Origin of the sequence: Aliisedimentitalea scapharcae (genome assembly GCF_045277565.1) — a bacterium.
GTDB classification, from domain to species: Bacteria; Pseudomonadota; Alphaproteobacteria; order Rhodobacterales; family Rhodobacteraceae; genus Aliisedimentitalea; species Aliisedimentitalea scapharcae.
The window spans coordinates 4,123,763-4,137,437 of record NZ_CP123584.1; the positions used below are offsets into that span (position 1 = coordinate 4,123,763).

The 13,675-nt window shown below is 57.0% G+C and carries 12 protein-coding genes; 5 read left to right on the plus strand and 7 right to left on the minus strand.

Going from position 1 to position 13,675, the window contains the following annotated elements; translation table 11 throughout:
• Nucleotides 1-388: 388 nt before the first annotated feature.
• Nucleotides 389-1,117, plus strand: a complete 729-nt coding sequence (locus QEZ52_RS19175) for a FadR/GntR family transcriptional regulator (protein ID WP_406646182.1) — start codon at nt 389-391, stop codon at nt 1,115-1,117.
• On the opposite strand, the gene QEZ52_RS19180 is transcribed toward QEZ52_RS19175, so the two are convergent.
• Entirely contained in the window at nt 1,105-2,415 is a 1,311-nt protein-coding gene (locus QEZ52_RS19180; RefSeq protein ID WP_406646183.1) for an ABC transporter substrate-binding protein, read from the minus strand. The two genes, QEZ52_RS19175 and QEZ52_RS19180, sit on opposite strands and share 13 nt — an antisense overlap.
• Nucleotides 2,416-2,578: 163 nt before the next feature.
• On the opposite strand from QEZ52_RS19180, the gene QEZ52_RS19185 reads away from it, so the two are divergent.
• The 3 genes from QEZ52_RS19185 to QEZ52_RS19195 all read left to right on the plus strand — a co-directional run bounded on the left by QEZ52_RS19185 (nt 2,579) and on the right by QEZ52_RS19195 (nt 5,655).
• The gene (locus QEZ52_RS19185; protein WP_406646185.1) at nt 2,579-3,925 is read left to right on the plus strand and encodes an NAD(P)-binding domain-containing protein; all 1,347 of its coding nucleotides are present in this window, start codon (nt 2,579-2,581) and stop codon (nt 3,923-3,925) included.
• Nucleotides 3,926-4,014: 89 nt separating this feature from the next.
• Nucleotides 4,015-5,019, plus strand: a complete 1,005-nt coding sequence (locus tag QEZ52_RS19190; RefSeq protein ID WP_406646187.1) for a GlxA family transcriptional regulator — start codon at nt 4,015-4,017, stop codon at nt 5,017-5,019.
• Nucleotides 5,020-5,121: 102 nt separating this feature from the next.
• Nucleotides 5,122-5,655 (plus strand): hypothetical protein, encoded by a 534-nt coding sequence (locus QEZ52_RS19195; RefSeq protein WP_406646189.1) that lies wholly within the window; start codon nt 5,122-5,124, stop codon nt 5,653-5,655.
• 9 nt (nt 5,656-5,664) lie between these two features.
• Here QEZ52_RS19195 and QEZ52_RS19200 read toward each other — a convergent pair whose 3' ends face one another.
• Nucleotides 5,665-6,645 carry a sterol desaturase family protein gene (locus QEZ52_RS19200; RefSeq protein ID WP_406646191.1) on the minus strand — a complete coding sequence of 327 codons (981 nt, stop codon included), beginning with the start codon at nt 6,643-6,645 and terminating at the stop codon, nt 5,665-5,667.
• Nucleotides 6,646-6,743: 98 nt separating this feature from the next.
• Here QEZ52_RS19200 and QEZ52_RS19205 point away from each other — a divergent pair, with 98 nt between their 5' ends.
• Nucleotides 6,744-7,667 carry a LysR family transcriptional regulator gene (locus QEZ52_RS19205; RefSeq protein ID WP_406646194.1) on the plus strand — a complete coding sequence of 308 codons (924 nt, stop codon included), beginning with the start codon at nt 6,744-6,746 and terminating at the stop codon, nt 7,665-7,667.
• Between the two features lie 62 nt (nt 7,668-7,729).
• Here the strand turns inward: QEZ52_RS19205 and QEZ52_RS19210 are convergent, their stop codons facing one another.
• The 5 genes from QEZ52_RS19210 to hpaR all read right to left on the minus strand — a co-directional run bounded on the left by QEZ52_RS19210 (nt 7,730) and on the right by hpaR (nt 13,563).
• Nucleotides 7,730-8,308, minus strand: coding sequence for a sarcosine oxidase subunit gamma (locus QEZ52_RS19210; RefSeq protein ID WP_406646196.1), 579 nt, complete (start codon nt 8,306-8,308; stop codon nt 7,730-7,732).
• The gene (locus tag QEZ52_RS19215; RefSeq protein ID WP_406646198.1) at nt 8,301-11,258 is read right to left on the minus strand and encodes a sarcosine oxidase subunit alpha family protein; all 2,958 of its coding nucleotides are present in this window, start codon (nt 11,256-11,258) and stop codon (nt 8,301-8,303) included. Before QEZ52_RS19215 ends, QEZ52_RS19210 begins: the two co-directional genes overlap by 8 nt.
• Nucleotides 11,255-11,542, minus strand: a complete 288-nt coding sequence (locus QEZ52_RS19220) for a sarcosine oxidase subunit delta (protein ID WP_406646200.1) — start codon at nt 11,540-11,542, stop codon at nt 11,255-11,257. The genes QEZ52_RS19215 and QEZ52_RS19220 overlap by 4 nt, the downstream gene beginning before the upstream one ends.
• Nucleotides 11,543-11,556: 14 nt before the next feature.
• Nucleotides 11,557-12,807: a sarcosine oxidase subunit beta family protein gene (locus QEZ52_RS19225; RefSeq protein WP_406646202.1), complete on the minus strand. Its 1,251-nt coding sequence runs from the start codon at nt 12,805-12,807 to the stop codon at nt 11,557-11,559.
• A 312-nt stretch (nt 12,808-13,119) separates the two neighbouring features.
• Nucleotides 13,120-13,563: a homoprotocatechuate degradation operon regulator HpaR gene (hpaR, locus tag QEZ52_RS19230; protein ID WP_406646204.1), complete on the minus strand. Its 444-nt coding sequence runs from the start codon at nt 13,561-13,563 to the stop codon at nt 13,120-13,122.
• Nucleotides 13,564-13,675: the final 112 nt, after the last annotated feature.

Consider the following 13,675-nt stretch of genomic DNA (forward strand, 5'->3'; position numbering starts at 1 on the left):
ATAAGGCACCACTGAACCAGTTTGAGGAAATTGGTTTGGTCTCAGCTCGACGCTAGCAGAAGGTTCTTTCACCAACAAGAAATTTTATTTCTTTTTGGTACATCTTTTAGAACCAATTCAGGAACCAGATAACGTTCCGGGCAGGAACTATGGCAATACCTTCCTGTTATTACGCGATATTTTCCAACCACGCACAGTCGCGCAACAAGTACCAATTAAGAGACCAATTGCCCCTAGACACTTGCCAATTCAATGAGCGACGCCTATCGTTTAGGCACTGAACAAGGATCGTTAGCTTGCGAAAGCATCGAAACACCAGCTATGAGCAGCCACCATCGCCTGCGGCAAATCATTCAGATTCTCTGAGGCAACCCGCCGAGTACACACAATGCGAAATGAAGATACGGCCACGACAACTCAGATCCTGACCACCCATTCGGTCGGGGCAACGGTCCAAGTTGTGATCGACACGTTGTTTGCACGGATCAAGGCCGGAAATTACCCTGTAGATACGCGCCTCCCGTCGGAACGCACTCTAGCATCGGAATTGGGCGTTGCCCGCAATACTGTCCGCGAGGCGTTGGATGTCCTGGAAAGCCGCGATGTCATTCATCGCAGGCCGGGATCAGGCAGTTTCGTCAAATTCCATTCAGACCCAAAACCAGAGAGCCCCTATTCCTCACTGGCCAAGGAGACCTCTCCTCTGGACCTGCTGGTCGTGCGCGGCATTTTAGAGCCCGAAATGGTGCGCTTGGCTGTGATCAACATGAACCCACGCCAGATCGACGAGCTGGATCAGGTGCTGTCACGTATCGAAACCGTGCGAACCGATGCCGCCGAATTCATCGAACAGGAAGAGAACCTGTATCGCAAGATTGCCGAAGGGACTGGCAACCCGTTGCTGGCGTCCTGTTATGAACTGTCAATCGAAGCCTGCCGCCTGAGCTATCGCACGGCGTTGCGCCGTCGCCACCTGACCCCGCAACGGATCCAGGAATATCAAAAACGATACAATACCTTGTTCAACGCCATCGCATCGCGTGATGTGGAATCAGCTGTGGAATTTATCAAGCTGCACCTGATCGAAGAACAAAAGCTGCTGCTTCAGGAAACCTGATCAACAATCGACCGTCGTGTCAGCCCAGGGCGTGGCACTTCGGTCTCCAATCGTTGATGCCATAGCTGTCCCAAGCTGCTCATTTCGCGTTTCAGAACCCCACCATTCTGTTTTAACCATTCGGGAATCGATCCAAAATCAACGATCTTGGCCTTGCCGCCAGAGATGGTCACGATCGGCCAATCTCCGATCAAAGCATTTGATATTCCAAACATATCTTCGCCCCACCACTGGGCAGGTCCGAACGCATGCGTGACATGTCCCAGCTGTTTCATAGCTGCCAGAACCGACATGGGGTGTACCGAACCGGCCTTTTCAACAGCGGCGTGCCAAATATCCAGGATCGCCGCATATTCCCAACTCACAGCGGACCAGCTGTCAGGGAAACGGCGATTGTACTCTTCGAAAAAGACGTGCGGTCGATTGAAAAAGAACGCTTTTTCACGCAACATCGGGTCGTCGAAATCCGGGAATTGAAACACGGCCCCTTCCATGAATTCCTGCGACGTCCGTTCGACCAGACGATCATAATTGTCAAAAGTACAGGACAACAGCTGTCCTGCGAACCCTTTGGCATAGGCATATTCCGTCATGGCATGAACCATCGGCGCGAATGACGAACACCAGCACAGAATGTCTGCACCAGAGGCCAGCATTGGATCAACGATAGGTGCCGGGTCTGTCGAATCCGGCGCGTATTGCACCTCTTTAACCAGCTCTATCCCGGCAGCCTTGAACGCCGCACGATACGTGGCCAACGAGGGCATCCCCATCTCATCCGTCTGGCTGCAAATGGCCGCAGTTTTCAACTCGGGTCGGTTCTTGGCCAGCCATTCCACTCCGGTAACGTTGAAAATTGGGTGCAATTCCGACGGCGCGATCAGATAAGGCGTATCCGGTGACAAGTCAGATGGCAGCAAAGTCGAGGTCAGCACCTTTTGGCGTGTCAGGAAATCCCGCACTGGTGTGAATGTATCCCCGCCCAACATCATCAACAGCTTGATGTCGTATTTCTGAACCAACTCAACGGCACCTTCCAACGCCCGTTCGGGCTCATACCCACAGTCATAGGCATGGATTTTGATCGGGTAACGGCGCCCACCGATCAGCAGACCACCGGCCTTGTTCAGCCAGTCTTCCCAGATGCGGCATCCGTTCAATCCGGGCAGGCCCCAGCTCTCGACCGGGCCGGTCAACGGGCCCAGAAACCCGATGTTGACTGATTCTGACATCCCCACCGAAAGGCGTGGCATTGTGGCCCGAGTGGCCAGAAGGTTTGCGAAACTTGATGAACTCATACCCCGAAACTAGCAACAAAATCGGCGCTTGCCAGCTTATTTAGCAGAAATTCTTATTCCTATCGTGAAAATTGGTTGACTTACAGGTTCAAATTTGGACTGATTTGGATCAGACCAAAGGAACCAAACTAAAATATTGGTCCATACCAATAGGGAGAAGACAATGTCCAAACTACGTGTTGCCATCATCGGTGCTGGCCCATCTGGCCTGGCACAGCTGCGTGCGTTCCAATCTGCAGCCCAAAATGGCGAAGAGATTCCAGAGATTGTCTGCTTTGAAAAGCAAGATGATTGGGGCGGCCTGTGGAACTACACTTGGCGCACCGGCCTGGATGAAAACGGTGAACCTGTCCACTGTTCGATGTATCGCTATCTGTGGTCCAACGGCCCCAAGGAAGGGTTGGAATTCGCCGATTATTCATTTGAAGAACATTTCGGCAAGCAGATCGCGTCCTACCCGCCTCGCGCCGTATTGATGGATTACATCGAAGGTCGTGTAAAAAAGGCCAATGTTCGCGATTGGATCCGGTTCAACAGTGCCATTCGCTGGGTTGAATACAACGAAGACGCCAGCAATTTCACCATTACCGTGCATGACCACGCCACGGACAGCACGTACAAAGAAGACTTTGACCACGTGATCTGTGCCTCGGGCCACTTCTCGACCCCGAACGTACCCTTCTACGAAGGTTTCGACACCTTCAACGGCCGCGTCCTGCACGCCCACGATTTCCGCGATGCCCGCGAATTCGCCGGCAAGGACATCCTGGTCATGGGGTCGTCCTATTCGGCCGAAGACATCGGCTCGCAGTGCTGGAAATACGGCGCCAAGTCGATCACCAGCTGCTATCGCTCGGCGCCCATGGGCTTTAAATGGCCGGACAACTGGGAAGAAAAGCCCGCCCTGGAAAAGGTCGACGGCAACACCGCCTTCTTCAGCGACGGCACCCAAAAGGAAATCGACTCGATCATCCTGTGCACCGGCTACAAGCACTACTTCAACTTCCTGCCCGATGATCTGCGCCTGAAAACCGCCAACCGTCTGGCCAGCGCCGACCTCTACAAAGGCGTGGTCTATGCTCATAACCCCAAGATGTTCTATCTGGGCATGCAGGACCAGTGGTTCACCTTCAACATGTTCGACGCACAGGCCTGGTGGGTTCGTGACGCCATCATGGGCAAGCTGGACATCCCCGCCAGCAAGGACGCCCTGCTGGCAGACGTCAAAGAACGCGAAGAGCGCGAAGAAGCATCCGATGATGTGAAATACGCGATCAAATATCAGGCCGAATACGTCAAGGAACTGGTCGCGGAAACCGACTATCCCAGCTTTGACATCGACGGCGCCTGCCAGGCGTTCTTTGAATGGAAGGGCCACAAGGCCGAAGACATCATGGCCTTCCGCAACAACAGCTACACATCGGTCATTACCGGCACCCTTGCCCCTGTGCACCATACACCATGGAAAGACGCGCTGGACGACTCGCTGGAATCCTATCTCCAGAATTGACCGATGTGGTGCGCACTGTCCCTGCGGTGCGCACCACCTTATGTTTCTAGCCGTTGTGCTACCGGGACAAGGCGCGATACACTGCGCGCATGAAACAACATGACACCATGACACTGGGCTTTCTCCTCTTTCCGGGCTTTCCCATGGCCTGCCTGACGTCGGCGATCGAACCGCTGCGGGCCGCGAATGAAATCGCGGGCAAGGATGTCTTTCGCTGGAAATTGGTGTCCGAAGATGGGCGCGGAGTGAACGCTTCGGCCAATGTTATCTTCCAACCGGACTGTTCCCTGGAAGAGGTCGAAGACCTGAATGTCCTGTTCTTGATGTCCAGCCCGCAGGGCAAATTCAGCGACCCCAAGGCGTCCAACGGCAAGCTGCGTCACTTGGCCCGCCATGGGGTGATCATGGGGTCTGCTTCGGGCGGGTTGTTTCCTTTGGCCCGCTCCGGGCTGATCGAAGGACACACCTGTTCCGTCCATTGGTGTTACAAGGCCGCGTTTCAGGCGGAATTCCCGTCACTGGAAACTGTGGACGACGTGATCGTTCTGGACCGGCGCCGGTTCACTGCTAGCGGCGCGGCTGCGATGTTCGATCTGTCGCTGAAGTTGATTGAACAGACGATGGGCGACGCGGTGATGACCGAAGTCGCCTGTTGGTTTCAGCACCCGCTGGTTCGGGCCGAAGGGGTTCGCCAAAAGATCCCCGCGTTCAAGACCGACAGCACCGCCGACAGCCTGCCGCCCCCGGTGGCCAAAGCAGTCGAAATCTTCGCCGACAATCTGGAGCATCCGGTGTCTATCCGCGATATCGCCAGTGAAATCGGGGTCTCTCCGCGCCAACTGGAACGCAGCTTCAAATCCGCCACCGGGCAAAGCCCGGCATTGTATTACCGGACCCTTCGCATGAACGCAGCGCGCCAATTGGTCATGTATTCCCGCGACTCGATCACGTCGATTGCGAATGCAGTGGGCTATGCCACGTCGTCGACACTGTCCCAGCATTACCGCGACAGTTTCGGCGTCACCCCGCAAGAGGAACGCCGGAACGTGAACCTGTTCCGGGTGCAGGACAACCGGCCGATCCCGTCAGTCTGAGCTGACGCAAACCCGGCGGATCCGCCGCATATCGGCTGGGAGGCTCTGGCTCCCAAAGATACATTCATCTCATTGATGTATTCGTTTAAAGTGGAGCCGAATGTGCTGACCGCAATTGCTACCTATTTGATCCGCAGCAGCGAACGCCGGATCGGTGTTTCTCTAGACTACGTTCACCAGATTGCGCAAACTAAGTTCTCCCTGCTCATGCGCTATAACCGCATTTTCGGATTTCTCGATCCGAACCGGAACGTGCCACCTGACGCCTATCACACAGCCCGACTTTGCGGGGCCCTAGCCGCAGATTGTGGGACATGTGTCGAGGCCGAGATCAATCTTGCGGTGGCAGCCGACGTGCCGCATTCAACAATCGACGCGGTGCTTGGTTCAGATGAGGCCGCTTTGTCCGACAACCTGTGCGCCGTTTTGCGTCTGGCCACCGCGATCACCGCCGAGCGTCAGGACGACCCGGACGCCCGCGCGGCGGTGGTCCGGGCATATGGCGAAGCTGGCCTGATCGAGCTGTCTTTTGCCATGAACGGAGCCGCGATGCTCCCTGGGATCAAACGCGCCATGGGCCATGCTACGCAGTGCGACCTGTCTCTTATGCGCAAACTCGCAAGGCCCAAAACATAGAACTGAGCATCACCCGTTCCCAATCCTTTTGCGACGGATCTTGATCTTCTCGTCATCCTCGACAGTACCGTCATGGAAAGACCCGAACGCCTTGTCCCAGGGGGCTTCGAGAGACCCATAGTTACACTCGAAATACCGGTGGTGCATCTGATGGTGGAATGTCCCCAGCCGTAGTCGGTTCTGATCCTTGATCAGCAGCCCTTCGAACCCGGTATGCGTGGTAGCCGCGGTCAGCGAATTGAACTGCAAATGGAACAGAATGTGCACCGGGCTGGACGGCACAATGAAATGGATCAGGGACGAGCCCAGAAAAATCAGATGTTCGACCGGATGCATAGACATGCCCGACCAGGGGCCAACATTGATATTGCGGTGATGCAGGGCGTGCACGTGTTTGTACAGAAACGGCACATGCAACAGCCGGTGAATCCAGTAGAACCAAAAGCTCTCCCAGATCGGGATCAGCCAGAACAGCGCGATAAACCAGATCGGGTTGTCAGCCCACAACAGAACCGGCGCATACCCATTCCCCATGGCCCAGAACAACAACACCTCATACGCAGTCCAGAAAAACACACCGCTCCCCAGCGTCCAGAACATATTGTCCCGGATCTGCCCGCCCAGCGTGAATTGGCGGCCATTCTTCATCAACGGGCGCGGGTCATATTTCAGCCGCTTGCCCTGTGCCGTGAATGTGTAAAAGAACAGATGCAACGCACCAGCGACGCTGGCCATCAGCACCATATTCCGCAGGTACATCGGCAGGATCCACTCCCACGACAGCGTCGCGGTTTGTTCCAGGGGCGGCTGGAACCAGGTCCAACAGACAAACGCAATCCCGACAATGATCAGCTTTTCCGAAATCAGAAACCAGCCGCCCAGCCACCATTTAATCGCCGCAATGGGGCGCGGTGGCCATTGCATCAAGGGCGAAGTCTGGATCGGCACATCGGGCAGATGGTTCCACCCTTTCAATTCTGCATTGCTCATTGCGATGTCCTTTTGGTGTTTCCCAAAAGGTGACCCAACAGATATCATTTGAAAAACGGAAAATGATGATGAACTTCATCTGATTTTCAGAGGTATAGATGCAGATCACACTTAAGGCCATGCGCTATTTCGCGACTGCGCTGACACATGGCAATATTTCCCGCGCGGCTGAGACCCTGCATGTGGCCCCCTCGGCCGTGGCCGCAGCATTGGACCAGATCGAAGCACATTTTCAGCTGCAACTGGTGACCCGGCACCGGGCCCGTGGGATTGAGCCCACCCGCGCGGGCCGTGAAATGCTGCATAAATTCACCCATCTTCTGGAAGAATATGACGCTGTTCTGGCCGAAGGTCGGGATTTGAAACAGGGGCTCGGCGGGACTTTGCGGTTGGGGTATTATGCGCCTGTTGCGCCCGCGTTTCTGCCCAGCATTCTGTCGGGATTGGTACCACCCGCCGGCGACGTGTCGCTGATCCTGACAGAATGCGACAATGACGCCGCCCAATCCGGCCTGATCGAAGGGCGGTTCGATGCGATCCTGTTTGTGCCGGACGGCACCCACCCGCACATAGAATTTGAACCGCTGCTACACCCTCCGGCTTATGCGCTGCTGCCTGCAGGTCATCCCCTTTGTGCCAAACCCACAGTCAGCCTGTCCGACCTGGCCGGTCTGGCAATGGTGGCGTTGAATCGCCCGATGGTCACCGACTATTACCGCCACCTGTTTGCCACGTTGGGGTGCCAACCCAACACCGTCATTCAGGCCAACACAACAGAAATGGTGCGCTCGCTGGTTGGGGCCGGTATGGGATATGCGGTTCTACACATGCGTCCAGCCACTGATATCAGCTATGCTGGTGATCCGTTGGACGCACGCCCGATCAGCGACGCGGGCGCACCGTTGACCGTGGCCGTCGGGTACAACAAATCAAACCCACGCCGCGTGGTCAGCACCTTTGTCGAGCGATGCCAGACATGGGCCGCCTCAGGCGAAGCCGAGGCTTTTACCGTTCAACCATGACTACAAACGAAAAACCCCGCCAGCATAAACTGGCGGGGCCCCAACGCGTTACGCGTAGACGATCAAATCACCGATTTCGCCATTGCCACTAGCGCGTGATGCAGCGATCCGGCAGATGATCGCGGCCCAATGACGGCAAATGTCTTGCCTGCGTCGAGACACAGAACAAACACTCCCAGATGCTCCATCGACGCGCGGGTCGCTGCGCCGGTTTCTGCGTCCCGCAGATTTGCGTTGCACAAACGTTCGAACACTTCGACCGCTCGGCTTCCATCCACGTCGAACCGGCACCAGCCATCGGTCTGTTCAACCACCGAAGCGGCATCGCCGGTTACACCTTTGATCATGCCAGCCAGATTTTCATGGCTGTCATGGGGAGCATCGACCATCCACAGATCCGGCCCCATCCACCAGGCCATATAATCGCCTGCCATGCTCCAGCGTGCTGCCTCGGGCAACGCCATGCCCAACAGCCCCTGCGCGGCAGAGGCTGCTGCAGCCTCCTGCCCCTGACGCCCGGCCAGTGAAGCCAGCGCCCGATCGACACGTTCGGTGATGATCAACCCGGGAAAGGCGTCAACCTTCGGCTCAGCGCCCCCCAGCGGCGTGATTGGTTTCAATGTATGCCCTGAATTACCCACGAAGACGCTCCCCTTCCGGATCCACAAAATGCGCGCTGACGACTTCGACCTGGATGTCCTTGCCTTCCAGCGGGTTTACCGCGCGAATGACTTCACCCTTGCGCTCTCCACCGTTTTTCAGGAACCCGATGCCGATCGATGACCCCAGGATCGGAGAATGCGCTGCCGAAGTGATATAGCCTTGGTCGGTCTTTGCGTTGACCTCGCCTGTGGCGTTCATCAGATGCGCCCCCGCCAATACCTTGTCGGTGCTGTTGACCGGTTTGAAGCCCACCAACATCAACGCGCCTTCTTGATTCATACCTTCGCGTTCGCTCAGGGTATTGCCGATACAGTCTTTTTTCTTGCTGACCATACGACCCATACCAAGGTTCAGCGCCGATGTGGTGCCATTCAGCTCGTTTCCTGCTGCGTGGCCCTTTTCGATCCGCATGACGCCCAGCGCTTCGGTTCCGTATGGAACCGCGTCGAATTCCTCGCCCGCTTCCATCAGCTTCTCCATCATGGCGTTGCCATAACGGGTCGGAACCGCGATCTCATAGGCCAATTCACCCGAGAAGGAGATCCGGAACAGGCGCGCCCGCAGACCGCCACAGACCGTGACCTCGCCACAGGCCATAAAGGGGAACCCTTCGTTGGACAGATCGTGGTCCTGGTCCACCACCTTTTGCAGCAACTTGCGCGCATTGGGGCCGGCCACGGCAAACTGGGCCCAGGCCTCGGTCGTGGAAATCAATTGAACATCCATGTCCGGGTACAGACACTGGCGCGCGAATTCCATGTTGCGATAGACCACAACCGCATTGGCCGTTGTCGTGGTCACCACAAAATGATCCTCGGCGAACCGTGCGGCGGTGCCATCGTCATAGGCAATGCCGTCTTCGCGCAGCATCAGACCATACCGGACCTTGCCCACGGCCAGTTTGCCGAACGCATTGGCGTAGATCTTGTTCAGGAATTCAGCAGCGTCTTTGCCTTGCACGTCGATCTTGCCCAACGTGGTTACGTCGCAGATGCCGACCGATTTCCGGGTTTGCATAACTTCGCGGTCTACCGACTGGCGCCAATGGGTTTCACCGGGTTTGGTGAACCACTGGGCGCGCAACCACATGCCGACCTCGACGAATGTCGCACCATTCTCCAGCGCCCATTTGTGGCTGGGTGTCTTACGGGTCGGACGGAAATCCGCACCGACCGCGCGACCAGCCAAGGCACCGAACGACACTGGTGTATAGGGTGGGCGGAAAATGGTGGTGCCAACCTCGGGGATCTGTTTCCCTGCCAGTTCGGCCATGATCGCCAGACCACCCATGTTCGATGTCTTGCCCTGGTCGGTCGCCATCCCCAGTGTGGTGTACCGCTTGAGGTGTTCGACCGATTTGAAGTTCTCCTGATGCGCCAGTTTGACGTCCTTGACAGTGACGTCGTTCTGCTGATCCAACCAGGCCCGGCCCTTGCCTTCCTTGACGAACCAGAAGGGCGTCACATTGGTCGGGGCATCTTCTGCCTGGGGCAGATCGGCAGCGGTGGCCGCAATCCCCAGATCCGACAGCGCAGTGACAGCGCCATCGGCACCAGTTTTCAACGCGGATGCGGTGGAGAAATCACCATTGGCCGCGCCAACGACGCTCATACCTGTGGGGATGTCGCCTGCCGGAATAAAGGCCGCGATGTCTTCACGCCACGCCGGTTTGCCGCGCTGGTGGCAGGTCAGATGCACGTTGGGATTCCAACCGCCCGACACCGCCAACACATCACAACGCACATCTCGGGTCGTGCCATTGGCCAAACGAACCGTGGCCCATTCCAGCCCCAGACGCCCTTTGGTATCGATCACTTGTGCCCCGGCCAAAACTTCGGCCCCGGACATCGACGGCGCATCGGCGCGGGTGTCGATCACGGCCGTGATCTTGACCCCTTTGGCCATCAGGTCGGCCGCGGTGCGGTGGCCGTCGTCATTATTGGTAAAGACAGCCGCGTATTCCCCAGGCGCAGCCGCCCAGCGATTGGCATAAGCACGCACAGCACCGGCCAGCATGATGCCAGGACGGTCGTTGTTTTCGAACGCAATCGGGCGTTCGGTGGCACCGGCGCTCAGGATCGCGCGTTTGCTATAGATGCGCCACAGGATCTGACGGGCTTTGCCGGTTTCTGGTGCGATCACGTGGTCGGATACTTTTTCCAGCGCACTATAGACCCCATGATCATACGCCCCCACAATCGTGGTCCGCGGCATGATCCGAACATTGTCCAATCCGGCCAGCTCGGCCTGCGCGCTGGCGACCCATTCGGCCCCGGACATGTCGCCCAGACCCTGGGTTTCAGCATTCAGACGCCCCCCTAGGATAAAATCTTCCTCGGCCAGAATCACCTGCGCGCCTGTCCGACCAGCAGTCAATGCCGCAGCCAGACCGGATGGGCCTGCACCGATGATCAAGAGATCGCAATGCAGGAAACCCTTGTCATAGCTATCCGGGTCGTCTTCGCGACTGACCGACCCCAGGCCAGCGGCCTTGCGGATAATCGGCTCGTACACGCGCTCCCAAAAAGCGGCGGGCCACATGAAGGTCTTGTAATAAAACCCTGCGGTCAGAAAATTCGAGAACCGGTCGTTGATCGACATGAAGTCGCGTTCCAGAGACGGCCAGCGGTTCTGCGAATTGGCTTCCATCCCGTCATACAGCTCGGCCACGGTGGCACGTGTGTTCGGCTCCTGCCGTCCGCCATTGCGCAACTCAACCAAAGCGTTGGGTTCTTCGGACCCCGAAGTCAGCGGGCCACGCGGACGGTGATATTTGAACGACCGCCCCATCAGGCGCACGTTGTTGGCCAACAGGGCCGACGCCAATGTGTCGCCCTCGAAGCCCTGGAATTTCTTGCCATCAAAGGTGAAATTCATCACCTTGCTGCGGTCGATCAGACCACCAGACAAACGATTGGATTGGGTCATTTGCTCCGCCCCCGTGCGCGGGCCACATCACGGGCCAATTCGACTTTGGAAATCTCGTGGGTCAGCGTATTGCGCGTCACCACCAACCAGGACCGGTCGCCCTGTTCATGGAACCACAATTCGCGGTGGATGCCCGCCGGGTTGTCACGCAGATAGACATAGTCATGGAACTGGTCCGCCGCGTCATCGGCCTGCCAATCGGGCCGGTCGATCAGGCTGGCGTCGCCCAGATAGGTGAATTCCTGTGCATCGCGGGGGCCCAGGATCGGATGGTTGATGATCATCTGTTATCCCTCCTTCAGTGCAGGTTCGGATTGGGGCCAACGCCCTTTTCGTCAATCATGCGGCCCGAACGGAACCGGTCGAGTCGGTAAGCCGTTGCCACTTCGTGCGGGGTGTCGGTCGCCAAAAGATGCGCATAGCACCAACCTGACGCCGGGGTCGCCTTGAACCCGCCATAACACCACCCACCGTTGAAATAGAGCCCGTCGATATGGGTCTTGTCGATAAAGGGAGACCCATCCATCGACATGTCCATAACGCCGCCCCACGAGCGTAGCAACCGCACCCGTCCCAGCGCCGGGATCAGCGCCATGCCGCCTTCGACGACATCTTCGACCACCGGCAGGTTGCCGCGTTGAGCATAAGAATTGTACATGTCCAGGTCACCGCCGAACACCAAACCGCCTTTGTCTGACTGGCTACAATAAAAATGACCTGCGCCAAAGGTGATGACCCCGTCGATCAACGGCTTCAGACCCTCTGAAACAAAGGCCTGCAAAACGTGGGTTTCGATTGGCAGACGCATACCTGCCTGCGCCATCACCCGGCTGGAAGATCCCGCGACACAAGAGGCCACTTTCTTGGCGCCAATGAACCCTTTGGAGGTTTCCACGCCGAGACATTTGCCGTTCTCGATCTTGAAACCCGTAACTTCGCAGTTCTGAATGATATCGACGCCACGCATGTCGGCGCCTCGGGCATAACCCCAGGCCACCGCATCGTGGCGCACCGTGCCACCGCGACGGTGCAGCAGACCGCCCTTGATCGGGAACCGTGCATTGTCGAAATTCAGGAACGGGTACATCGACCTTACACCGTTGGCGTCCAGCAGCTCGGCGTCCGATCCGTTCAGAATCATCGCATTTCCGCGCCGCCGCGCCGCGTCCCGTTGTGCATCCGTATGCACCAGGTTCAAAATACCGCGCTGGCTGACCATGGCGTTATAGTTGAAGTCCTGCTCCAACCCTTCCCATAGCTTCAGCGACAGCTCGTAAAAAGGCTCGTTGCCATCCAGCAAATAGTTCGAGCGGATAATCGTGGTATTCCGACCGACGTTGCCGCCGCCGATATAACCCTTTTCGATCACCGCGACATTGGTGATGCCATGGACCTTTGACAGGTAATAGGCCGTAGCCAACCCGTGGCCACCGCCACCAATGATGATTACATCATAGCTTTTTTTGGGTTCCGGATCGCGCCAGGCCGGGCGCCATCCCTTGTGGCCCGTCAGGGCCTCCTTGATCACTTTCAGACCGGAATACCGCATGGTGTCCTCTCTCAATTCTCCACCAGAGTTGGAGAGAACCGGGAGAAATCACAGGGCGATTTCGGTCACGGACTGCCCTGTTTGCGACTATTTCACAGTATGTTGCGAACAGTCACGACCAGGGGAACCAAGCCTCTGCAATCGGGATCGTCGGTGGTTTCGTCATAAAAACAGTGAGATAACACAATTTCACCCTCCAATATCAGGTGGTTTCAAGCGTTATCTGGAACACACAACGCTCTACGCCGTTCGCGTCATCAACCTATCGACCTGCGCCAGAAACCGCATCCGAAACATCGCCAATCATCTACTTTACACGTCCGAGTCGCCGATTTGGTCCAACTCGTTCAACAGATCCAACAACGCCTCATATCGGTCCTGCCCCATACGGTGACGGACGTTGTCCATCAGCGCGACGCTGGCCTCCAGATTTGTCGCAATCAGTGCCGATCCGGCTTCTGAAATCCGAACCACCTGTTTGCGGCGATCCACGGTGTCGCGCTCGCGGCTGATCAACTGCTTTTCTTCCAGCTTCTGAAGGATACGGGTCAGGCTGGGCAACAACAAACACGCCAGTTCGGCAATGCGCGTCGGCTCCATCGGCCCGTCTTCCTCCAAAACCCGCAGGACCCGCCACTGTTGTTCGGTCACATCGGATTCGCTCAACATCGCGCGTATGGGTCCCATCACCTGCTCGCGCGCGCGGAGCAAAGCGATCGGCAAAGATCGGGACGTTGAAGGCAGTCGTGTGTTCATACGCAATTATCACCCCCCTCGCTCGCAAAGGCAATCGGCAGCGGTATTTTTTCCGAGTTTGACAGGTCGATTCCAAACTGCTACACATGTTAACAATATATCAAGCCGGAGA

Excerpts from the sequence above, each read along its gene's own strand:
- QEZ52_RS19175 (WP_406646182.1), top strand. The coding sequence starts at position 389 with ATGCGAAATGAAGATACGGCCACGACAACTCAGATCCTGACCACCCAT.
- QEZ52_RS19180 (WP_406646183.1), bottom strand. The coding sequence starts at position 2,415 with ATGAGTTCATCAAGTTTCGCAAACCTTCTGGCCACTCGGGCCACAATG.
- QEZ52_RS19185 (WP_406646185.1), top strand. The coding sequence starts at position 2,579 with ATGTCCAAACTACGTGTTGCCATCATCGGTGCTGGCCCATCTGGCCTG.
- QEZ52_RS19190 (WP_406646187.1), top strand. The coding sequence starts at position 4,015 with ATGAAACAACATGACACCATGACACTGGGCTTTCTCCTCTTTCCGGGC.
- QEZ52_RS19200 (WP_406646191.1), bottom strand. The coding sequence starts at position 6,645 with ATGAGCAATGCAGAATTGAAAGGGTGGAACCATCTGCCCGATGTGCCG.
- QEZ52_RS19205 (WP_406646194.1), top strand. The coding sequence starts at position 6,744 with ATGCAGATCACACTTAAGGCCATGCGCTATTTCGCGACTGCGCTGACA.
- QEZ52_RS19215 (WP_406646198.1), bottom strand. The coding sequence starts at position 11,258 with ATGACCCAATCCAATCGTTTGTCTGGTGGTCTGATCGACCGCAGCAAG.
- QEZ52_RS19220 (WP_406646200.1), bottom strand. The coding sequence starts at position 11,542 with ATGATCATCAACCATCCGATCCTGGGCCCCCGCGATGCACAGGAATTC.
- QEZ52_RS19225 (WP_406646202.1), bottom strand. The coding sequence starts at position 12,807 with ATGCGGTATTCCGGTCTGAAAGTGATCAAGGAGGCCCTGACGGGCCAC.
- hpaR (WP_406646204.1), bottom strand. The coding sequence starts at position 13,563 with ATGAACACACGACTGCCTTCAACGTCCCGATCTTTGCCGATCGCTTTG.